We start from the raw sequence: 23,009 nt of genomic DNA on the forward strand, positions 1-23,009 counted from the left end.
GGCCGGAATACGGTACGAAGGGGGTAAAACATGCCGCACGAGATGAAATATTTCACTCCGGAAGAGGAGAAAAGAATGGAGCAGGGCTCTGTGCAGCCTTCGGATCCGGCGCAAAAGGTCCGCTGGTCCGCCGAAGAAGGTTCTGCGCCGGGAAAAGGCGGCTCAGGCGGAGGAAAAGGCTGGGTCATCGCCCTTGGGGTGATCGTGCTGGCAGCGGCAGTCCTGATCGCGTTTTTGATGTTTGGCAGCGAAGCGGAGCAGAAGAGCGCATCGGAAGATCTTCCCGCGCCTTCGCAGGCACAAAGTGTTTCGGCCGAGCCTACCGCCGAGCCCTCGCCCACACCGCTGCCGGGACCTGCCGTGACGGCGGAGGACTGGTTCGCGGTGCTGAACGGCCCGGGCAATCCGCTGCCGGAGGGCTTTGACCCCCAGACGGATGCCATTGACAGTGCGGGATATTACCTGGACAGCCGGGCTGTGGAGGAGTCCTTCGCCATGCATCAGGCCGCGCAGGACGCGGGGCTACAGCTGAAGATCATCTCCGGCTTCCGCAGTGCACAGCGTCAGCAGCAGCTGTATGAGCAGGAGGTTCAGGTGCTGCTCGGTCAGGGATTGGACCAGGCAGCCGCAGAGCAGCAGGCCCAGCGCGTGGAGCAGAAGGCCTACGAGTCGGACCACAACACCGGCCTCGCGGTGGACCTGGTGCCCCGGTACAGCCAGACCAAGAATGCCGAGACCATCGTGCAGACTCCCGAGTACCAGTGGCTCAGCGAGCACGCGGCGGAGTACGGCTTTGTGCTTCGTTATCCGGAGGACAAGCAGGAGATCACCGGCGTGGAGTTCAAGCCCTGGCACTGGCGCTATGTGGGCAAGGAGCTGGCAGCTTTCCTGAAGGAGCAGAATCTTACTCTGGAAGAGTACTGGCAGCAATATCTGAGCTGACAAATACGAATTGTAAAACGGATTCAACAGGAAGAACGCCGAAACTGCGCTCTTCCTGTTTTTTTGAAGGCGGCAGACAAAAAAGCTTGCATTTTGGAATCTGGCGTGCTATAATATTTTGGCAATCGTTCCGATGGCCGCTCCATACGCACAGGATGGTGTATGCTGGTGGCCTCCTATTGAAGGTTGTGATGGGCGCATGTATCAAGCATGGCCCCTTTAGTCATTAACCAGAAAGAGGTGAAAAGAATGAAACAGGGCATCCATCCCAATTATGTGGACTGCACCATCACCTGCGCTTGCGGCGAGGTCATCCACACCCGTTCCACTAAGCCTGAGATCCACGTTGAAGTTTGCTCCAAGTGCCATCCTTTCTACACTGGCAAGCAGAAACTGGTTGACACCGGCGGACGTGTTGATCGCTTCAACCGTCGTTTCGGTCTCAAGAAGTAAGATCCAAAAGCCAAAAAGGCGGTTTGTTTCAAACCGCCTTTTTTGTTGTCTGTAAATCATAAAAGAAGGAGCGCCGCCCATGCAGGATTACCGCACCATTCAGGGCACCGCCACGGCCGAGATCGAGGAAAAACGCAGCCGGTTCATTGCCAACGTGTCCTTTGCCGACACCGAGGAAAAAGCGGTGGAATTTTTGAACAGCATCCGCGCCCAGCATCGCACTGCACGTCATAACGTATATGCCTATATCCTGCGGGAGGGCGGCCGGATGCGCTATTCCGATGACGGAGAGCCCGCCAAGACCGCGGGCCTGCCGGTACTGGAGAGCATCCAGCATGCCGGCCTCACCGACTGCATCGTGGTAGTGACCCGGTACTTCGGCGGCATTCTGCTGGGCACCGGCGGTCTGGTCCGGGCCTACACCGAAAGTGCGGCCAGCGGACTGCGGGCGGCGAAGATCGTCACGGTGCGCTCCTGCGTGAAGCTCACCGTGGAGGTGGACTACGCCCTCTATGAGCGGGCGCTGCTGCTGCTTCAGGGCGCAGGAGCCCAGGTGGACGAGCCGGTCTTTGCGGATAAGGTCACTCTTACCGCCACGCTGCCCGCCGGGCAGGAGGTGGGGCTGCCCACCGCCTTCCAGGAGCTGAGCCGGGGCGCGGTGACCCCCACCATCTCCCAGCCCTTCTACACTCCTTTTTGAGTTTGCTTTTCCCAAACGGCTCCTGCCGTAAAATTGGGGCTTTTGCAAAAAATTCACAAAATCCAAAGAGGGTTTTGGGCGTTTGTGTCGTATATATTATTACAGAGTGTATCCGCTCAAAAAGTCGGAACGCGCACAGGGGAGGGATACGGCATGGACGAGATCCGCAGGCACACAGAACAGATTGAACGGCAGATCCTGGCGCCGGGCGCGGCGCTGAGCGAGGAAAGCCGGGGCCGCATGCGGCCGGAGGAACCCTGCCCCATGCGCACCTGCTACCAGCAGGACCGGGATCGGGTGATCCATTGCAAATCCTTCCGGCGGCTCAAGCAGAAGACTCAGGTGTTTCTCTCCCCGGAGGGGGACCACTACCGCACCCGCCTCACCCATACCCTGGAGGTGAGCCAGATCGCCCGCACCATTGCCCGGGCGCTGCGGCTCAACGAGGACCTGACCGAGGCTGTGGCCCTGGGCCATGACCTGGGGCACACCCCCTTTGGTCACGCGGGGGAACGGGCGCTGAACCAGCTGAGCCCTCACGGCTTCCGCCATTACCAGCAGAGCCTGCGGGTGGTGGACCGGCTGGAGCGCCGCTTTGTGGGGCTGAATCTGACCTGGGAGGTGCGCAACGGCCTGGTGTGCCACACCAAGGGCACCTGGCCTGCCACCCTGGAGGGCTGCGCGGTGCGTTATGCGGACCGCATCGCCTATATGAACCACGACATTGAGGACGCCATCACCGCCGGTGTGCTGCGCCCGGAGCAGCTGCCCCGGGATGTGGTGGAGGTGCTGGGCGACACCAAGAGCAGCCGCATTTCCACCCTGATCGCCGATCTGGTGGCTCACAGCAGCCGGACCCAGCTGGCCTTCAGCCCGGAGGTGGACGAGGCCTACGAGGCGCTGCACGCCTTCATGTACTCCACCGTTTATGTGGATAAGGTCGCAAAACGGGAGGAAGAGAAGGTGGAGCGGGTGATCGGCGCGCTGTATGAGCGGCTGAGCACCCACATCGACCTTCTGCCCGAGGGCTTTCTGCAGATTGCCTATCAGGAAGGCGTGGACCGGGCGGTGACCGATTATATCAGCGGCATGAGCGACGAGTTCGCCATCCGCACCTTTGAAGAATTCTTCGTGCCCCGCAAGTGGCACGTTCTGTAAGGGCAGTTTTGATGCCCGATTGTTTTGACCCGGAAAGGAGGGGCTGCCTGTGATCCCACATGAATATGTGGAGGAAGTGGTGCGCCGCAACGACATCACCGACGTGGTGGCCAGCTATGTGCAGCTGCGCCACCGGGGCCGCACCCACACCGGGCTGTGTCCCTTCCACAGCGAAAAGACCCCCTCCTTCGTGGTCTATCCGGAGACCCAGAGCTTTTACTGCTTCGGCTGCGGAGCGGGCGGCGATGTGATTACCTTCATCAAGAAGATCAACAATCTGGACTATGTGGAGGCGGTCAAGTATCTGGCAGGCCGGGCGGGAATGCCCATGCCCGAGGAGGACGACAAGGTGGGCCGCCTGCGCAGCCGAGTGCTTTCGGTGAACAAGGAGACCGCCCGCTTTTTCTACGAGCAGCTCAATGCCCCCACCGAGGAGGCTGCTGCTGCCCGGGCCTACTGGCGAGGGCGCGGCCTGTCCGATTCCACCATCCGGCGGTTTGGTCTGGGCTATGCGCCCAACGACTTCCGGGCGCTGCGCATGCATCTGCGGGCCAAGGGCTTTTCCGAGGAGGAGATGCTGGCCGCCGGTGTGGAGAAACGCAGCGAAAAGGGCAACGTGTACGATGCCTTCCGCGGCCGGGTGATGACACCCATCTTCGATCTGCGGGGCAACGTGATCGCCTTCGGCGGGCGTGTGCTGGGCAATGAGAAGCCAAAGTATATCAACAGCCCGGAAACGCTGGTCTACAAAAAGAGCAAGGCCATGTTCGCACTGAGCATTGCCAAGAAAAGCACCAGCCGCCGCTACATTCTGTGCGAGGGCTATATGGATGTGATCAGCCTGCACCAGGCCGGATTCGACACCGCGGTGGCCGCCTGCGGCACCGCCCTCACCGCCGAGCAGGTGCGGCTGCTGGCCGAGTACGCCGATGAGGTGGTGCTCTGCTACGACTCGGACGAGGCGGGCCAGAAGGCCACCGCCCGAAGCCTGAGTCTGTTCAGCGAAAGCCCGGTGAAGGTGTCGGTGCTGAACATCCCCAACGCCAAGGACCCGGACGAGTTTATCAAAAAGTTCGGGCGCGACGCCTTCGACCGTCTGCTCAACGGCACAAGCAATGCCATTGAGTATAAGATCCAGAAGGTGAAGAGCAAATACGATATCACCCGGGCGGCGGATCGGGTGGAATACATCAAGGAGGTCATCCGCATTCTGGCAGACGGCGTCTCGCCCACCGAGCGGGACATCTATGCCGGGCGTCTGGCGGAGGAGACCGATGTGGCCAAGGCCGCGATCCTGAACCAGCTGGATGCCGCGGTGAAGGCTGGCCGACGCCGCAAGCAGCGCCAGTTCGAGCGGGATCTGCTGAATCAGGGCCTGGGGTCAGACATCAAGCTGCCCTACAACACCATGAACAGCGAAAAGGCGCTGGGCGTGGCCAGTGCGGAGCAGCAGCTGGTGGCGGCCATGGTCAAGAACCCGGATTTCATCGCCACGGTGGAAAAGCGCCTTGCCCCCGAACAGTTCCTGATGGAGGACATGGGCGAGGCCTACCGGGCCATCCTGCGCTGCAAGGCCCAGGACATCCGGCCGGACCTGACCGCCCTGACCACCCAGCTGCCGGAGGATACCGTGAACCGCATTTCCCACCTGCTGGCCCGCAACTACGATGTGGGCATCGGCCCCCGGGATGTGGAGATGTATCTGAACCGCATCGAGCAAAGTGCCCCCAAAAGCACCGAGGCCGCCCGCATGAGCGGCCAGGAACTGGAAGATTACCTTGCCGGGCTGCGCCGTCAGAAGGCGTGAACCCCGGCAGCATTACATATTACACAGGTCAAAAGTCCAAATGTATCCAAACCAGGAGGAAGTAAAAGTATGGCAGAAAAGAAAATCACCATCCGCGAACTGATCGAGACCGGCAAGCGCAACGGCAAGCTGACCACCAAGGAGATTAACGACGCCATTGAGGAAACCGGCTTCGACGTGGAGCAGATCGACAAGCTGTATGAGACGCTGGAAGGCCACAATGTGGAGATCGTGGATGAGCCGGATGCCGATTCCGAGAACTTCACCCTCACCGAAGACAGTGTGGATATGTTCGAGACCGCCCTGTCCGCCGAGGGCGTTGCCATCGACGACCCGGTAAAGGTCTACCTGAAGGAGATCGGCCGGGTGCCCCTGCTCAGCGGCGACGAGGAGATCCGCCTGGCGCTGGACATTCTGGACGGCAACAAGGCCATTGAGGAAAAGAAGGAAAAGTTTGCCAAGATCTGTGAGATCGAGGAGGACAAGGAGCTCTCCAACGACGAAAAGCGCATCTGGCTGACCCAGACCAAGGACGCGCTGCCCACCGAGGAGCGCATCGAGCTGCGCAACCTGGAGACTGCTATCCGCAAGGGCGAGCGGGCCAAGCAGCGCCTGAGCGAGGCCAACCTGCGTCTGGTTGTATCCATTGCCAAGCGGTATGTGGGCCGCGGCATGCAGTTCCTGGACCTGATCCAGGAAGGTAACCTGGGCCTGATCAAGGCGGTGGAGAAGTTCGACCACACCAAGGGCTTCAAGTTCTCCACCTACGCCACATGGTGGATTCGTCAGGCCATCACCCGCGCCATTGCGGACCAGGCCCGTACCATCCGTATCCCGGTGCACATGGTGGAAACCATCAACAAGGTGAAGAAGGTGTCCAGCCAGCTGCTGCACCAGAACGGCCACGAGCCCACCGCCGACGAGATCAGCGAGGCGCTGGACATGCCGGTGGAGAAGGTGCGCGAGATCATGCGTGTGGCGCAGGAGCCGGTAAGCCTGGAGACCCCCATCGGTGAGGAGGAAGACAGCCATCTGGGCGACTTCATCCCCGATGAGGATGCCCCCGTGCCCGCCGAGGCTGCCAGCCACACTCTGCTGAAGGAGCAGCTGTCCACCGTGCTGGGCAGCCTGACCCCCCGTGAGGAGAAGGTGCTGCGCCTGCGCTTCGGCCTGGAGGACGGCCGTCCCCGTACCCTGGAGGAGGTTGGTCACGAGTTCGAGGTTACCCGTGAGCGTATCCGTCAGATCGAGGCCAAGGCCCTGCGCAAGCTGCGCCATCCCAGCCGCTCCAAGAAGCTGCGGGATTTCCTGGATTGATCACCGGAAAGGCAGAAAAAAGGCAGTAAAAAGAAAAGGAGAACCGTATATGCTGGCGAACTGGAATGTGAACGAGGAGCAAATCCGCAAACAGCAGGAAGAGCTGAAGGCGAAGATGAATTTTACCTATGTGGGCCACGGCCCCAAGGCCACCGGCTTCTTGGCGAAGGAATTCAAGCGCAAGCCCGGCCTGTATGCCCGCTGCACCGGCTGCGGCTACTACATGCCGCTGGACGCCAGGGGCGAGGAGACCTGCATCTGCGGTAACCTGAGACGCACCGAGCGGGAATTCCGCCATGAGCTGCCCGCCACCGAGATCGAGATCTTCAAGGGTCAGCGCAAATAAACGAACATAGAAAATGCCGTCTGGAATCTCCAGACGGCATTTTTGCGTAATTAGAAATAAGTGACCAGCTCCAGCGCGGTTTCCAGCAGGTTGCGGCGCACGGTGTGCTGCCGGTCCCAGCCCCGGCTGTCCCAGGTGGCGGCGCTCAGATCGTCGCCCGCGTAGAGCAGCTGAGCCAGCGGCAGGCCGTGAAACTGCGCCGCCGCGAAAAAGCCCGCGCATTCCATCTCCACCGTCAGACAGCCCTCGGCGGCCCGGCGGGCGATTTTCGCTTCCGTCTCCCGGTACAGGGCATCGGTGGTCCAGGTCTTGCCCTCCAGCACCGGGACACCCAGCGCGGCAAGGCCACGGCGGGCAGCAGCAAGGCCCTCGGCCGGGCAGGCGACTTCCCGACTGGGCTCCAGATAATGGTAGGATGCCCCCTCATCCCGCACAGCACTCACCGGCAGGATGATCCGTCCCAGCTCCAGCCCGGGAGTCAGACAGCCTGCACCGCCGCAGACCAGGAATTTCTCCGCACCCAGAGCATTCAGCTCCTCCAGCGTGCAGACCGCGCCCGGCGAGGTGGCAAAGGGGAGGGCGACACACACCGGCTCGCCGCCCCGTTCCAGCCGGTAGATGGGCAGATCCACGATTTCGGAATGGAGATGCGCGATGGGTTCCAGCTGCTGCTCCCGGACCAGTTCCTCCAGGGCCTCCCGGAAGAAGGTGATCACACAGCGCTGCGGCAGCAGGGGAGCAGCAGGACGTTCCGGAGTCAGCTTGGCCCTGCGGTCCGGGTCGAATTCCAGAATGGGAAAAGGGGAATGGTTCATTTGCGCAGCCTCCGTTTCGTTTTCACTGTAGTATCCCTCTATTATAGAAGACGGGGAAAGTACTGTCCAGAAAAAAACACTTGCGAAGGCGCGAAAAATGTGGTACCATAGTCGACGCTGCCCAAAAACGGGCGGCGCGCAGAACGTTTGGTTTTATTGGAAACGACACCGGAGCAGCTATGCTTTGCAGGCTGCGCGGCTAACGAACAACACAGCGTTGCGGACACACAAACATCCGAAAAAACAATGTGGAGGAGTATTCGTTATGCCGAAAACCAAACTGGAAAATGTTATTTTCACCCTGCTGATGGCCTTTGTGATGGTCTATGCCATGATCTGCTACAACATTTCTCTGAATGTGGGCGGTATGAGCAATCAGGTCTTTGTCATGGCCTTTGGCGAGATGGTCATCATGTGGCCGGTGGCTTTTATTCTGGAGTTCTTTGTGGTGGAGCGCCTGTCCCAGAAGCTGGCCTTCCGTCTGGTCACTCCCGGCGTGGATAAGCCCGTCTTCGTGATCCTGGCCATCTCCTGCATGATCGTCTGCCTGATGTGCCCCATGATGAGCCTGGTGGCCACCATTCTGTTTAAGAATCCCGGCAGCCAGATCGTGGCCGTATGGCTGCAGACCGCGGTGATGAACTTCCCCATGGCCCTGTGCTGGCAGGTATTCTTCGCCGGTCCGCTGGTGCGCCTGGTGTTCCGGGTGCTGTTCCGCCGGGGCGAAAAGGCTGCGGCCAACGCGTAATCAAAAATAAAGTCCGGGCGGTTTCCTGAAAGAAGCCGCCCGGGCTTTTTGCGTGTGGGAGAAGTTTGACAAATCAACCCAAATCTGATATATTTAACTATATCATTAAAGTATAGTTATTGCGGGGCGCACCCGCGCAGCGGGCCCCGGTCCGCGGGAAAGGAGACGGCGTTATGCACATCACGCAGGAATCGGATTACGCCATCCGTATCATCTACTGTCTGGCAAAAAATCAAAAGCGGATGGACGCACGCTCCATCAGCCAGGAGATGAGCGTTTCGCTGCGCTTTTCGCTGAAGATCCTGGGCAAGCTGGTGGCCAGCGGTCTGGTGGCCAGCTTCAAGGGCAACCGGGGCGGCTACGAGCTGGCCCGGCCCGCGGCCGAGATCACCATGCTGGATGTGATCCGCGCGGTGGAAGGTCCCTACCAGCTTTCCCGCTGCCTGGAGGAATGCGGCGAGTGCAACCGGGGCGCCTCCGGTATCTGCGCCTTCCAGCAGGTCTTCCGGCGCGTCAGCGAGCAGGTGAACCGGGAGCTGGGGGCGGTGGACTTCGCCCAGATCGTAGCCAGCGAGCAGCAGTGCCGCTGAGAATCATCAAAAAGATAACACCGGCCCGGGCGTATCATGCCTGGGCCGGTGTTTTTGAAAAAAGCGAAAAAATGGCTTGACACCGGGCTTTTTGGCCATTATACTGTTATGGTATACCATAATTGGATCAACACGCCCTAAAAAAGGCAGCATGTACAAAAAACTTGCAAAAGTTTGTGAAAGTTACACAAAATTCTGCGAGCCGCATGGTTGCCCCGGCGGGGCGTGCTCAATCATGTAAGTAGAAACAGGATAGGAGTGGAAGCTTTTTATGATGAAGGTCAAGCCCACAACCCTTGGCAAAACCGAACGCATGAGCTTTTCCCGCATCGATGAGGTTATCACCATGCCCAACCTCATCGAGGTGCAGAAGAACTCGTACCGCTGGTTTTTGGACGAGGGTCTGAAAGAGGTTTTCCGCGACATTGCCACCATTGAGGACTTCACCGGCAATCTGGCTCTGGAATTCGTGGATTACCATCTGGGAGAGCCCAAATACACCATCAAAGAGTGCAAGGAACGCGACACTACCTACGCGGCGCCCCTGCGCGTTACCGCCCGGCTGCTGAACAAGGAGACCGGCGAGGTAAAGGAGCAGGAGATCTTCATGGGCGATTTCCCGCTCATGACCGACGCAGGTACCTTCATCAACAACGGTGCGGAGCGTGTCATCGTCAGCCAGCTGGTTCGTAGCCCCGGCGTTTACTTCGGCGCCAGCTACGACAAGACCGGTAAGAAGCTGTACACCGCCACCATGAACCCCAACCGCGGTGCCTGGCTGGAGTACGAGACCGACTCCAACGATGTGTTCTATGTGCGCATCGATAAGAACCGCAAGCTGCCCGTCACTGTGCTGCTGCGTGCTCTGGGCATGGGCAGCGACGCTCAGATCCGTGAGTTCTTCGGTGAGGATGAGCGCATCCTGGCCACTCTGGACAAGGATACCACACACAACGAGGAAGAGGGTCTGCTGGAGACCTACCGCAAGCTGCGTCCCGGCGAGCCCCCGACGGTGGAGAGCGCCCAGACCCATCTGAACAACCTGTTCTTCGACCCCCGCCGGTACGACATGTCCCGGTTCGGCCGGTACAAGATGAACAAGAAGCTGGCTCTGGCCCGCCGCATCACCGGCTTTGTGGCCGCCCGCGACATCATCGCTCCCCTGACCGGCGAGCTGCTGATCGCCGCCGGCGAGAAGATCAGCCGTGAGGCCGCTGAGGCCGCCGAGGCCGCCGGTGTATCCGTGGCCTTCATCATGGCTGACGACCGGGAGCGCAAGGTTATCACCAACGGCACCGTGGATGCCCAGAACTTCTTCAACTTCGATGTTCTGGAGTGCGGCATCAACGAGCGCGTGACCTTCGCCGAGGTGAAGGCCATCCTGGATGCCACCAGCGACGAGGCCGAGCAGAAGGAGCTGCTGGTCAAGAACCACGACCGCCTCATCAGCAAGACCGTCACCCTGGATGACATCTTCTCCTCCATCAACTACCTGAACGGCCTGGACCACGGCATCGGCGTCACCGACGACATCGACCACCTGGGCAACCGCCGTATCCGCAGCGTGGGCGAGCTGCTGCAGAACCAGTTCCGCATCGGCTTCTCCCGTATGGAGCGCGTCATCCGCGAGCGCATGACCCTGCAGGCTCAGGATATGAACGAGGCCACTCCCCAGAGCCTGATCAACATCCGTCCTGTGGTTGCCGCCATCAAGGAGTTCTTCGGTTCCAGCCCGCTGTCCCAGTTCATGGACCAGAACAACCCCCTGGCTGAGCTGACTCATAAGCGCCGTCTGTCCGCTCTGGGCCCCGGCGGTCTGAGCCGTGACCGCGCCGGTTTTGAGGTTCGAGACGTACACTACAGCCATTACGGCCGCATGTGCCCCATTGAGACCCCCGAAGGTCCCAACATCGGTCTGATCTCCTACCTGGCCAGCTTCGCCCGCATCAACGAGTACGGCTTCATCGAGGCTCCCTACCGCAAGGTGGACAAGGAGCGCGGTGTGGTCACCGATGAGGTGGTCTACATGACCGCCGACGTGGAAGACGAGTACGTGGTAGCCCAGGCCAACGAGCCTCTGGACGAGGAAGGCCACTTCACCAAGGCCCGCGTCAATGCCCGCCGCCGTGACGAGATTCTGGAAATCGAGCGCGAGCGCGTGGACTACATGGACGTAAGCCCCAAGATGGTTGTGTCCGTGGCTACCGCCATGATCCCCTTCCTGGAAAACGACGACGCCAACCGTGCTCTGATGGGTGCGAACATGCAGCGTCAGGCTGTGCCTCTGCTGGTCACCCAGCAGCCCATCGTGGCCACCGGCATGGAGTACAAGGCTGCCTGTGACTCCGGCGTCTGCGTTCTGGCAAAGAACGACGGTGTTGTGGAACATGTGGATGCCGACAAGATCGTGATCCGCACCAGCAAGACCACCACCGACGAGTACGAGCTGATCAAGTTCATGCGCTCCAACCAGGGCACCTGCGTGAACCAGCGCCCCATCGTGGACAAGGGCGAAGAGGTGAAGGCCGGTCAGGTCATCGCCGACGGCCCCGCCACCAAGAACGGTGAGATCAGCCTGGGTAAGAACGCCCTGATTGGCTTCATGACCTGGGAGGGCTACAACTACGAGGACGCCGTTCTGATCAACGAGAAGATCGTTCGTGAGGACGTTTACACTTCCATCCACATCGAGGAGTACGAGACCGAGGCCCGCGAGACCAAGCTGGGACCCGAGGAGATCACCCGCGATATCCCCAACGTGGGCGAGGATGCCCTGAAGGATCTGGACGAGCGCGGCATCATCCGCATCGGTGCCGAGGTCAAGGCCGGCGACATCCTGGTCGGTAAGGTCACCCCGAAGGGCGAGACCGAGCTGACCGCTGAGGAGCGCCTGCTGCGCGCCATCTTCGGCGAGAAGGCCCGCGAGGTGCGCGACACCTCCCTGCGCGTTCCCCATGGCCAGTACGGCATCATCGTGGACGTGAAGGTCTTCACTCCCGACAACTGCGACGAGCTGCAGCCCGGCGTGCGCCAGGTTGTGCGCTGCTACATCGCTCAGAAGCGCAAGATCAGCGTGGGCGACAAGATGGCCGGCCGTCACGGTAACAAGGGTGTTGTTTCCCGCATCCTGCCTCAGGAGGATATGCCCTTCCTGGCCGACGGTACCCCGCTGGATATCGTGCTGAACCCCCTGGGCGTTCCCTCCCGTATGAACATCGGTCAGGTGCTGGAGATCCATCTGAGCTACGCCGCCAAGGCGCTGGGCTGGAAGATCATGACCCCCGTATTCGACGGTGCCCACGAGCAGGACATCCGCGAATGCTACCACCTGGCCTACGAGACCAACCACGGTGAGAATGCTCCCGAATATCCCACCAAGCTGGACAAGATCATGCGCCCGGAGATCGGCCACGTGATCGACTTCTCCAAGATCGAGCTGGATGAGGACGGCAAGAGCACCGTTTACGACGGCCGCACCGGTGAGAAGTTCGACAACCGCGTCACCGTTGGCTACATGTACTACCTGAAGCTGCATCACCTGGTAGACGATAAGATCCACGCCCGTTCCACCGGCCCCTACAGCCTGGTTACCCAGCAGCCTCTGGGTGGTAAGGCCCAGTTCGGCGGCCAGCGCTTTGGCGAAATGGAGGTTTGGGCCCTGGAGGCGTACGGCGCAGCCTACACCCTGCAGGAGATCCTGACCGTCAAGTCCGACGACGTGGTCGGCCGTGTGAAGACCTACGAGGCCATCGTGAAGGGCCAGCCCGTTCCCAAGCCCGGCATCCCCGAAAGCTTCCGCGTGCTCATCAAGGAGCTGCAGAGCCTGGGTCTGGATGTGCGTGTGCAGGATTCCAATGGCGACGAGATCGATCTGAAGCAGAACTTCGACGACGAGGAGCCTGGCTTCGATACCCGCGATCTGCCCATGGGCGAGGACGTTCTGGTGGAGAACGAACTGAGCAACGATTACAGCATCGAGGACGCTGATCCCGATGCAGACGCCGGTTTCGATGAGCCGGAGGATATTTTTGAGCCGGACGAAAGCCTGTTTGCCGACGACGGCCTGGGCCTGGACGACGAATTCTGATCAAGCCGAGAGTGGAGTGCGGCGCGTGTAAGATGCGCCGCACTCCCAAGCCCTCATTCATCGAAACATTAGAAAAGGAAGGGTTCGTTTAATGGAATATAACGATTTCGATTCGATCAAGATCGGCCTTGCTTCTCCCGACCAGATCCGCGCATGGAGCTACGGCGAGGTCAAAAAGCCGGAAACGATCAACTACCGCACCCTGAAGCCCGAGCGGGACGGCCTGTTCTGCGAGCGCATCTTCGGACCCACCAAGGACTGGGAGTGTCACTGCGGTAAGTATAAGCGCATCCGCTACAAGGGCAAGATCTGCGACCGCTGCGGCGTTGAGGTCACCAAGTCCAAGGTGCGCCGTGAGCGCATGGGCCACATCGAGCTGGCCGCGCCCGTTTCCCATATCTGGTACTTCAAGGGCATCCCCAGCCGCATCGGCCTGATGCTGGACATCAGCCCCCGTCAGCTGGAGAAGGTGCTGTACTTCGCCAGCTATATCGTAACCGATCCCGGCTACACTCCGCTGGAGAAGAAGCAGCTGCTCAGCGAGAAGGAATACCACGAGATGCGCGAGCGCTACGAGGATGAGTTCCAGGCTGCCATGGGCGCCGAGGCCATCAAGGAGCTGCTGGCGGAGATCGATCTGGAAGAGCTGCGCACCCAGTTGCGCAACGAGCTGGAGGACGCCGGCGGCCAGAAGCGCGTTCGCATTCTGAAGCGCCTGGAGGTTGTGGAGGCGTTCCGCCTGTCCGGCAACCGCCCCGAGTGGATGATCATGGATGTTGTTCCCGTGATTCCGCCGGATATCCGTCCGATGGTTCAGCTGGATGGCGGCCGTTTCGCCACCAGCGACCTGAATGACCTGTATCGCCGGGTCATCAACCGTAACAACCGTCTGAAGCGCCTGCTGGAGCTGGGCGCTCCCGATATCATCGTGCGCAACGAGAAGCGCATGCTGCAGGAGGCTGTGGACGCCCTGATCGACAACGGCCGCCGCGGCCGTCCCGTCACCGGCCCCAACAACCGTCCCCTGAAGAGCCTGTCCGACATGCTGAAGGGCAAGCAGGGCCGCTTCCGTCAGAACCTGCTGGGTAAGCGCGTTGACTACTCCGGCCGTTCTGTTATCGTTGTCGGCCCCGAGCTGAAGATGTACCAGTGCGGTCTGCCCAAGGAGATGGCTCTGGAGCTGTTCAAGCCCTTCGTGATGAAGGACCTGGTGGAAAAGGGCCTGGCCAACAACATCAAGAGCGCCCGCAAGATGGTGGAGCGCGCCCGCACCGAAGTGTGGGACAGTCTGGAGACCGTAATCAAGGGTCACCCCGTCATGCTGAACCGTGCGCCCACCCTGCACCGTCTGGGCATCCAGGCCTTCGAGCCTGTGCTGGTTGAGGGCCACGCCATCAAGCTGCATCCCCTGGTATGTACCGCCTTCAACGCCGACTTCGACGGCGACCAGATGGCCGTGCACCTGCCCCTGAGCGTGGAGGCCCAGCGCGAGGCCCGCATGCTGATGCTGGCTTCCGGCAACCTGCTGAAGCCCTCTGACGGTGCTCCCGTTGCCGTGCCCACCCAGGATATGATTCTGGGTTCCTACTACCTGACCATGGTCAACAATGGTGATAAGGGCGAGGGCAAGGTCTTCCGCGATGAGGAAGAGGCCATCATGGCTTACAGCGACAAGGTCATCACCCTGCAGGCCCGCATCAAGGTTCGCCGTACCATGGAAGTGAACGGCGAGCTGAAGAGCAAGCTGGTGGACACCACCGTGGGCCGCATCATCTTCAACCAGCCCATCCCGCAGGATCTGGGCTACGTGGATCGCAACGATCCCGAGACCATGTTCGGCTACGAGGTCGATTTCCAGGTCACCAAGAAGAACCTGCCCGACATCATCAGCCGCTGCCTGGCAGTGCATGGCACCAAGGCCACCAGCGAAATGCTGGACCGCATCAAGGCCCAGGGCTACAAGTACTCCACCATCAGCGGCATCACCGTTGCCGTGTGCGACGCCGTGATCCCGCCCCAGAAGCCCGAGCTGCTGGCTGAGGCCGACGAGCGCGTTTCCAAGGTCATCAAGCAGTTCAACCGAGGCCTGATCTCCAACGAGGAACGCTACAACGGCGTGATCCAGATCTGGCAGGAGACCACCGATAAGGTTTCCAAGGCTCTGGCCGACAACCTGGAGGACCGCAACCCCATCTTCATGATGGCGGACTCCGGTGCCCGTGGTTCTATGAACCAGATCAAGCAGCTGGCCGGCATGCGCGGTCTGCTGGCCAACACCGCCGGTAAGACCATCGAGATGCCCATTCGAGCCAACTACCGTGAAGGCCTGAACATCTTGGAGTACTTCGTTTCCTGCCGTGGCGCCCGTAAGGGCATGGCGGATACCGCTCTGCGTACCGCCGACTCCGGTTACCTGACCCGCCGTCTGGTCGACGTTTCTCAGGACGTGATCGTCCGTGAGGAGGACTGCGGCGCTACCGAGGGTATCTGGGTATCCGATATCCGCGAGGGCAAGGAAGAGATCGAGACCTTCCGTGAGCGTCTGATCGGCCGTTACGCCGTGGGCGATGTGTGCAACCCCGCCACCGGCGAGGTCATCGTGCCCGAGGGCAAGATGATGGACCTGTTCGACGCCGAGAAGATCGAGGCTGCCGGCATCACCGAGCTGCAGATCCGCAGCGTGCTGAACTGCCGCGCCAAGGTGGGCGTATGTGCTCACTGCTACGGCTCCAACCTGGCCAACGGCGATCCCGTACACATCGGTGAGTCCGTTGGTATCATCGCTGCTCAGTCCATCGGTGAGCCCGGTACCCAGCTGACCATGCGTACCTTCCATACCGGCGGTATCGCATCTGCTGAGGATATCACCCAGGGTCTTCCCCGCGTTGAGGAGCTGTTCGAGAGCCGCCGGCCCAAGGCTCTGGCCATCATGACCGAGATCGCCGGTACCGCTCACATCGACGACAGCAAGAAGAACCGCCATGTGGTGGTTTCCGGTGTGGACGAGAACGGTGCTCCCGCTGAGAAGAGCTACCTGATCCCCTTCGGCCAGCGCATCCGCGTCACCGAGGGTCAGCAGCTGGAAAAGGGCGACATGATCACCGAGGGTCATGCTTACCCCCACGACATCCTGGCCATCAAGGGCCGTATCGCCGTTCAGAACTACCTGATCCAGGAAGTTCAGAAGGTATACCGCCTGCAGGGTGTAGAAATCAACGACAAGCACATCGAGGTTATCGTGCGTCAGATGATGCGCAAGGTCCGCGTGGACGACGCGGGTTCCACCACCCTGATTGGCGGCGCTCTGGCCGACAAGATGGAAGTGGAGCAGCAGAACGCCGCTCTGATGGAGCGCATCGCTGCCGGTGAGGAGGGCCTGAAGCTGGCTCAGTACACCGATGTGCTGCTGGGTATCACCAAGGCGTCCCTGTCCACCGACAGCTTCCTGTCTGCCGCCTCCTTCCAGGAGACCACCCGCGTGCTGACCGAGGCCGCCATCAAGGGCAAGGTCGACCCGCTGATGGGCCTGAAGGAGAACGTCATCATCGGTAAGCTGATCCCGGCCGGTACCGGTCTGGACGAGGTGGAAGCCGAGCTGATCCGCCGCGAACAGCTGGAAAACGGCATCGTTCCCACCGAGGAAGAGATCGCCGATCCTGCCGAGGACGCACTGGAGCTGGTCACTGAGATCGCTGCCGAGTAAGAACCGTTCCGGTATCCGATTCGTTTTTCAGGAAATGCCGCCCTTTTGAAGGGCGGCATTTCTTTGTAAAACGGGCAGCTCTGATGCAGCACAGGGCAGGGGAGGCCCGCATCCGGGCGGCTAAAATAAAATTTCAGTGAATCAACCAAGTTTTTTTCGAAAATACTGTTGACATACACAAAGCTTGTGTGTAAAATAAAACTGTTGCGCGGCTAAGGCGCAACTATGCCTGTTTGATGTTATGGCGGCTTGCCGCCTTAACATAAATAATTTGAAGAAAGGAGAACAAAATGCCTACTTTTAACCAGCTTGTACGCAAAGGCCGTGAGGTGTCTGTCCGCAAGTCTACCGCTCCTGCTCTGCAGAAGAGCTACAACTCTCTGGACAAGTCCTACAGCGACGCTAACAGCCCCCAGAAGCGTGGTGTATGCACCGCTGTTCGTACCATGACCCCCAAGAAGCCCAACTCTGCTCTGCGTAAGGTAGCCCGTGTAAAGCTCACGAATGGTATTGAGGTAACCTCTTACATTCCTGGCATCGGCCACAACCTGCAGGAGCACAGCGTAGTACTGATTCGTGGCGGCCGTGTTAAGGACCTGCCCGGTGTTCGTTACCACATCATCCGTGGTACTCTGGATACCCAGGGTGTGGCCAACCGTAACCAGGCCCGCTCCAAGTACGGCGCGAAGCGCCCCAAGGCCGGTGCTAAGAAGAAGTAATTAACGTTTACCCCGCCATCAAAGGCGTCTTTATATAAGACCTCTTTGTATGGCACAACGGGAGTTTATTGCTTTCGAGTACCGATGATATCATTCTGTGAAGGAGGGAAGAAAGATGCCTAGAAGAGGTAACATTGCTAAGCGGGACGTTCTGGCTGACCCGCTGTACAATTCCAAGATGGTGACCCGCTTGATCAACAGCATCATGCTGGACGGCAAGAAGGGCGTCGCTCAGAAAATTGTTTACGATGCTTTCGAGATCGTAAAGGAGAAGTCCGGTAACGATCCCCTGGAGATGTTCGAAAAGGCTCTGGAGAACATCATGCCCAGCCTGGAAGTTAAGGCCCGCCGCGTTGGTGGTTCCACCTACCAGGTACCTGTTGAGGTTCGTGCCGAGCGCCGCGAGACCCTGGGTCTGCGCTGGCTCACCGCTTACTCTCGCGCCCGCAGCGAGCGCACCATGCGCGAGCGTCTGGCTAACGAGATCATGGATGCCGTGAACAACACCGGTAACGCCGTGAAGAAGCGTGAAGACACTCACAAGATGGCCGAGGCCAACAAGGCTTTCGCCCATTACCGTTATTGATCCGCCCTGTAGATATAGGAGGTTAATATGCCAAGAGACGTTTCTCTGGAAATGACCAGAAACATCGGCATTATGGCGCACATCGACGCCGGCAAGACCACCACCACCGAGCGTATCCTGTATTACACTGGTGTTAACCACAAGATCGGTGAAACGCACGATGGCGCGGCTACCATGGACTGGATGGCGCAGGAGCAGGAGCGTGGTATTACCATCACCTCTGCTGCGACCACTTGCTACTGGAGCCACACTGAGCTGCTGGGCGACCCCGCCAAGGCCAAGAAGAACCGGCATCGGATCAACATCATCGACACCCCCGGCCACGTGGACTTCACCGTTGAGGTAGAACGTTCTCTGCGTGTTCTGGACGGTTCTGTTACCGTTCTGTGCGCCAAGGGCGGCGTTGAGCCCCAGTCCGAGACTGTTTGGCGTCAGGCCGACAAGTATCACGTACCCCGTATGGCTTACGTGAACAAGATGGACATCATGGGCGCGGACTTCTACCGCGTTGTGAAGATGATGCGCGAGCGTCTGAAGTGCAACGCTGTGCCCATCCAGCTGCCCATCGGCAAGGAAGACGAGTTCAAGGGCATCATCGATCTGATCGATATGCAGGCGGACGTCTACTACGACGACCTGGGCAAGGATATCCGCGTGGAGCCTATCCCCGAGGATATGCGTGAGCTGGCCGAGCAGTACCGTGCCGAGATGCTGGAGGCCATTGCCGAAGGCGACGAAGAGCTGATGATGAAGTACCTGGACGGCGAGGAGCTGACCAAGGAAGAAATCAAGAAGGCTCTGCGTAAGGAAACCATCGCAAACACCGTGGTTCCTGTTACCTGCGGTACTTCCTACCGCAACAAGGGCGTTCAGAAGCTGCTGGACGCCATCGTGGATTACATGCCCGCTCCCACCGATATCGAGGACATCAAGGGCGTTGATCCCGAGACCGGCGAGGAGACCAGCCGTCCTTCCGACGACAACGCTCCCTTCGCTGCGCTGGCATTCAAGATCGCGACCGACCCGTTCGTTGGTAAGCTGTGCTTCTTCCGCGTGTACTCCGGTACCGTAGAGGCCGGCACCACCGTTTACAACTCCGTGAAGGAGAACAACGAGCGTATGGGCCGCATCCTGCAGATGCACGCTAACCATCGTCAGGACATCGAGATCTGCTACGCCGGTGATATCGCCGCCGCTGTAGGTCTGAAGAACACCACCACTGGTGACACCCTGTGCGATCCCAAGCATCCCGTCATCCTGGAGAGCATGGAGTTCCCCGAGCCCGTTATCCGCGTTGCCATCGAGCCCAAGACCAAGGCTGGTCAGGAGAAGATGGGCATTGCGCTGAACAAGCTGGCTGAAGAGGACCCCACCTTCCGTACCTGGACCGACGAGGAGACCGGCCAGACCATCATCGCCGGCATGGGCGAGCTGCATCTGGAGATCATCGTTGACCGTCTGCTGCGTGAGTTCAAGGTTGAAGCCAACGTGGGTGCTCCCCAGGTTGCTTACCGTGAGTGCATCCGCCGCCCGGCCAGCTCCAACACCAAGTACGCTCGTCAGTCCGGTGGTAAGGGCCAGTACGGTCACTGCATCATCGACATCGAGCCCAATGAGCCCGGCAAGGGCTACGAGTTCATCAACGCCGTTGTTGGCGGTGATGTTCCCAAGGAGTTCATCGCTCCTATCGATCAGGGTATCCAGGGCGCTATGAAGGCCGGTATCCTGGCCGGTTACCCGGTGGAAGATGTTAAGGTCACCCTGAAGGGTGGTTCTTACCATGAGGTTGACTCCTCTGAAATGGCATTTAAGATCGCTGGCTCCATGGCGTTCAAGGACGCTATGGCCAAGGCTGATCCCGCCATCATGGAGCCCATCATGAAGGTTGCTGTTATCGTTCCCGATGATTACATGGGCGACGTTATCGGCGATCTGAACTCCCGCCGCGGTCAGATCCAGGGTATGGAAGCTCTGTCTGGTTCTCAGCAGATCAACGCTTTTGTTCCCCTGTCCAACATGTTCGGTTACTCCACCGACCTGCGTTCCAAGACCCAGGGCCGCGGTCAGTATTCCATGGAGCCCAGCCACTACGCTGAGGTTCCCAAGAATATTGCCGAGGGCATCATGGCTGGCCGCAACAAGGAGTAAACAAGACCAGAGATTTGCCGCATGGGATTTTCCATGCGGCAAATCATCAAAAATCTCTTGATTTTTGACGTTGGTTTTAGTATTATAACCTTAGGCTCTATGGTTTAAAAAAAGGAGGACAATTAAAATGGCAAAGGCTAAGTTTGAGCGCAGCAAGCCTCATATTAACATTGGCACCATCGGTCACGTTGACCACGGCAAGACCACTCTGACCGCCGCTATCACCAAGGTTCTGGCGATGAAGGGCGACGCCGAGTTCACCGATTACGCCAACATCGATAAGGCTCCCGAGGAGCGCGAGCGTGGTATCACCATCAACACCTCTCACGTTGAGTACGAGACCGACAACCGTCACTACGCTCACGTGGACTGCCCGGGCCACGCCGACTACGTTAAGAACATGATCACCGGTGCTGCTCAGATGGACGGCGCTATCCTGGTGGTTTCTTCTGCTGACGGCCCCATGCCCCAGACCCGCGAGCACATCCTGCTGTCCCGTCAGGTTGGCGTTCCCTACATCGTTGTTTTCATGAACAAGGTTGACCAGGTGGACGATCCCGAGCTGCTGGATCTGGTTGAGATGGAGATCCGCGATCTGCTGAGCGAGTACGACTTCCCCGGCGACGACACCCCCATCGTGAAGGGTTCCGCCCTGGCTGTTCTGGAGAGCACCAGCACCGACATCAACGCTCCCGAGTACAAGTGCATCCTGGACCTGATGGACGCTGTTGACAGCTACATCCCCACTCCCGATCGTATGGCTGACAAGCCCTTCCTGATGCCCGTTGAGGACGTGTTCACCATCACCGGCCGCGGCACCGTGGCTACCGGTCGTGTTGAGCAGGGCCAGATCAAGGTTGGCGAGGAAGTTGAGATCGTTGGTCTGAAGGACGAGAAGAGCAAGACCACCGTTACCGGTCTGGAGATGTTCCGCAAGCTGCTGGACTTCGCTGAGGCTGGCGACAACGTTGGTGCTCTGCTGCGTGGCGTTCAGCGCTCCGACATCGAGCGTGGCCAGGTTCTGGCTAAGCCCGGCAGCATTCATCCTCACACCAAGTTCCAGGGTCACGTTTACATCCTGAAGAAGGATGAAGGCGGCCGTCACACCCCGTTCTTCAACAACTACCGTCCTCAGTTCTACTTCCGTACCACCGACGTTACCGGCGTTATCACTCTGCCCGAAGGCACCGAGATGTGCATGCCCGGCGACAACGTTGATATGAACGTTGAGCTGATCACCCCCATCGCCATGGACGAGGGCCTGCGTTTCGCTATCCGTGAGGGTGGCCGCACCGTTGGTTCCGGCGTTGTTTCCAAGATCTACGAGTAATCTTTTGATTCTCTGATTTTGTGAGCTTCAAAGCTCCCCGCTGTTAAGGCGGGGGGCTTTTTTGCGCTGTTTTATAGTTTTATATACTTCGATGGGAAAAGAAAAATCCTCCTGCGCCGGTCTTTGACGCAGAAGGAAGGAAAGTGAGAACAATCAGATGGATGTGGATTCATAGGTGTGGTCACAGACTTTTTCGATCATCTCACGCAAAGCAACAAAGTCCCCAAAGGCCATGGGCTTTTGCTTGGGATTGCGCAGCAGTGCCGCGGGATGAAGAGTGGCCATGAAGAGAACGCCGTTCTTTTCAATGAATTGTCCGTGTTCCTTGGTTACCGAGAAGTCCGGCCGAATCAGACGCTGGGCGGCAATGCGGCCCAGGCAGACCACGATTTTGGGGCGGATCAGTCGGAACTGTTCCCGAAGCCAGGGCAGGCAGGCATCCCATTCCTCCGGCAGAGGGTCTCGGTTCTGAGGCGGACGACACTTCACGATATTGGCGATGAAAACGTTTTTCTCCCGGGAAAGGTCCACGGCCTCCAGATACTGGTCCAGCAGCTTTCCGCTGCGGCCAACAAAAGGAAGACCCTGCTCATCTTCATTCTGGCCGGGGCCCTCACCGATGAACATGATTTCGGCGGTGGGGTTGCCCATACCGAACACCACATTGTGCCGAGTCTCGCACAGGCCGCATTTGCGGCAGGTCAAGCATTCCTGCTTCAGGGTTTCAAAATCCATCCGGGGCACCTCGCTTTGCTGTGTATCACTTGTTATAAAAATATTATAGCACAAAAGGGCGGTTTTTGTCTTGAAGTTTTAGTTTGCCCTTGTTACAATAAATATGAGCGGCCGGAACCTATCCGACCCAAGGGAGGAAATGACATATGAAATTCTTAGTTGAAACTTCTGCCCGTCACGTACATGTGACCAAAGAGACCTTGGAGACCCTGTTTGGCAAAGGCTTTGAGCTGACCGTGAAGAAGGAGCTGAGCCAGCCCGGCCAGTATGCTTCCGAGCAGCGCGTGACCGTTGTTGGCCCCAAGAAGGAGCTGGCCAATGTGTCCATCCTGGGCCCCTGCCGCAATGCGGATCAGGTGGAGCTGTCCGCTTCTGATGCCCGTTCCATCGGCATTGCTGCTCCCGTGCGTGAGTCCGGCGACATCGCTGGTTCCGGCGCCTGCAAGCTGGTTGGCCCCTGCGGCGAGGTTGAGCTGAAGGAAGGCGTGATCGTTGCCAAGCGTCACATCCACGTAACTCCTGAGGACGCCGAGAAGCTGGGCGTGCAGGATAAGGAGATCGTGAAGGTAGCCTGCGGCAAGGAAGGCCGTAAGCTGGTATTCGACGATGTTGTGATCCGCGTGAGCGAGAAGTTCGCCACCGCTATGCACATCGACACCGACGAGTCCAACGCCTGCCTGGGCGCCAACGAGGGCGAGATCGTTAAGTAATCGTTCCCGTGAACAAGAGGCTTGAACCGCTGAACGGGAAGAGCCTGTCGTAATGAAACAACAAGACCCCCTGCTGCGGAAGGTGAATGCCCTGCGCCAGGGGGTTTTGCTGTTT

At 59.2% G+C, this 23,009-nt stretch carries 18 protein-coding genes; 16 read left to right on the plus strand and 2 right to left on the minus strand.

The genetic code is table 11. The features are described from left to right. Positions 1-75 precede the first annotated feature (75 nt). From B5F28_RS06095 to B5F28_RS06125, 7 genes are all read left to right on the plus strand, one after another. On the plus strand, positions 76-942 hold the full coding sequence (locus B5F28_RS06095; protein WP_158097537.1) for a M15 family metallopeptidase: 867 nt from the start codon (positions 76-78) through the stop codon (positions 940-942). A gap of 249 nt (positions 943-1,191) precedes the next feature. Beyond that, positions 1,192-1,395 (plus strand): 50S ribosomal protein L31, encoded by a 204-nt coding sequence (gene rpmE / locus B5F28_RS06100; RefSeq protein WP_058965787.1) that lies wholly within the window; start codon positions 1,192-1,194, stop codon positions 1,393-1,395. Between the two features lie 79 nt (positions 1,396-1,474). Then, positions 1,475-2,095 carry an IMPACT family protein gene (locus B5F28_RS06105; protein WP_087294393.1) on the plus strand — a complete coding sequence of 207 codons (621 nt, stop codon included), beginning with the start codon at positions 1,475-1,477 and terminating at the stop codon, positions 2,093-2,095. 153 nt (positions 2,096-2,248) lie between these two features. Continuing rightward, positions 2,249-3,253, plus strand: coding sequence for a deoxyguanosinetriphosphate triphosphohydrolase (locus tag B5F28_RS06110; protein ID WP_087294395.1), 1,005 nt, complete (start codon positions 2,249-2,251; stop codon positions 3,251-3,253). 49 nt (positions 3,254-3,302) lie between these two features. Continuing rightward, the gene (dnaG, locus tag B5F28_RS06115; RefSeq protein ID WP_087294397.1) at positions 3,303-5,060 is read left to right on the plus strand and encodes a DNA primase; all 1,758 of its coding nucleotides are present in this window, start codon (positions 3,303-3,305) and stop codon (positions 5,058-5,060) included. Positions 5,061-5,129: 69 nt separating this feature from the next. Then, positions 5,130-6,377: an RNA polymerase sigma factor RpoD gene (gene rpoD / locus B5F28_RS06120; protein WP_087294399.1), complete on the plus strand. Its 1,248-nt coding sequence runs from the start codon at positions 5,130-5,132 to the stop codon at positions 6,375-6,377. A gap of 49 nt (positions 6,378-6,426) precedes the next feature. Next, positions 6,427-6,723, plus strand: a complete 297-nt coding sequence (locus tag B5F28_RS06125; protein ID WP_087294401.1) for a hypothetical protein — start codon at positions 6,427-6,429, stop codon at positions 6,721-6,723. A 50-nt stretch (positions 6,724-6,773) separates the two neighbouring features. Here the strand turns inward: B5F28_RS06125 and B5F28_RS06130 are convergent, their stop codons facing one another. Next, a complete protein-coding gene (locus B5F28_RS06130; protein ID WP_087294403.1) occupies positions 6,774-7,538 on the minus strand; it encodes a nucleoside phosphorylase in 765 nt (254 codons plus the stop codon). A gap of 265 nt (positions 7,539-7,803) precedes the next feature. Here B5F28_RS06130 and B5F28_RS06135 point away from each other — a divergent pair, with 265 nt between their 5' ends. The 8 genes from B5F28_RS06135 to tuf all read left to right on the plus strand — a co-directional run bounded on the left by B5F28_RS06135 (position 7,804) and on the right by tuf (position 21,449). Next, complete coding sequence (locus B5F28_RS06135; RefSeq protein WP_087294405.1) at positions 7,804-8,286, plus strand: DUF2798 domain-containing protein; 483 nt, start codon at positions 7,804-7,806, stop codon at positions 8,284-8,286. A 173-nt stretch (positions 8,287-8,459) separates the two neighbouring features. Then, a complete protein-coding gene (locus tag B5F28_RS06140; protein WP_087294407.1) occupies positions 8,460-8,876 on the plus strand; it encodes an RrF2 family transcriptional regulator in 417 nt (138 codons plus the stop codon). Between the two features lie 271 nt (positions 8,877-9,147). Further along, positions 9,148-12,963: a DNA-directed RNA polymerase subunit beta gene (gene rpoB, locus B5F28_RS06145; RefSeq protein ID WP_087294409.1), complete on the plus strand. Its 3,816-nt coding sequence runs from the start codon at positions 9,148-9,150 to the stop codon at positions 12,961-12,963. Between the two features lie 91 nt (positions 12,964-13,054). Beyond that, positions 13,055-16,666: a DNA-directed RNA polymerase subunit beta' gene (rpoC, locus tag B5F28_RS06150; RefSeq protein WP_087294411.1), complete on the plus strand. Its 3,612-nt coding sequence runs from the start codon at positions 13,055-13,057 to the stop codon at positions 16,664-16,666. Between the two features lie 290 nt (positions 16,667-16,956). Next, on the plus strand, positions 16,957-17,385 hold the full coding sequence (gene rpsL / locus B5F28_RS06155) for a 30S ribosomal protein S12 (protein ID WP_058965808.1): 429 nt from the start codon (positions 16,957-16,959) through the stop codon (positions 17,383-17,385). 115 nt (positions 17,386-17,500) lie between these two features. Then, positions 17,501-17,971, plus strand: coding sequence for a 30S ribosomal protein S7 (gene rpsG, locus B5F28_RS06160; RefSeq protein WP_140401627.1), 471 nt, complete (start codon positions 17,501-17,503; stop codon positions 17,969-17,971). 27 nt (positions 17,972-17,998) lie between these two features. Beyond that, complete coding sequence (fusA, locus tag B5F28_RS06165) at positions 17,999-20,119, plus strand: elongation factor G (RefSeq protein ID WP_087294413.1); 2,121 nt, start codon at positions 17,999-18,001, stop codon at positions 20,117-20,119. Positions 20,120-20,246: 127 nt separating this feature from the next. Further along, positions 20,247-21,449, plus strand: a complete 1,203-nt coding sequence (gene tuf, locus B5F28_RS06170; protein WP_087294415.1) for an elongation factor Tu — start codon at positions 20,247-20,249, stop codon at positions 21,447-21,449. Between the two features lie 153 nt (positions 21,450-21,602). Here tuf and B5F28_RS06175 read toward each other — a convergent pair whose 3' ends face one another. Beyond that, positions 21,603-22,184, minus strand: coding sequence for a uracil-DNA glycosylase (locus B5F28_RS06175; protein WP_087294417.1), 582 nt, complete (start codon positions 22,182-22,184; stop codon positions 21,603-21,605). A gap of 146 nt (positions 22,185-22,330) precedes the next feature. Between B5F28_RS06175 and pduL the strand changes: the two genes are divergently transcribed. After that, a complete protein-coding gene (pduL, locus tag B5F28_RS06180) occupies positions 22,331-22,894 on the plus strand; it encodes a phosphate propanoyltransferase (protein ID WP_058965817.1) in 564 nt (187 codons plus the stop codon). The last annotated feature ends 115 nt before the right edge of the window (positions 22,895-23,009 follow it).

It is taken from the genome of Gemmiger sp. An194 (assembly GCF_002160145.1).
In the GTDB taxonomy this organism is placed as follows: domain Bacteria; phylum Bacillota; class Clostridia; order Oscillospirales; family Ruminococcaceae; genus Allofournierella.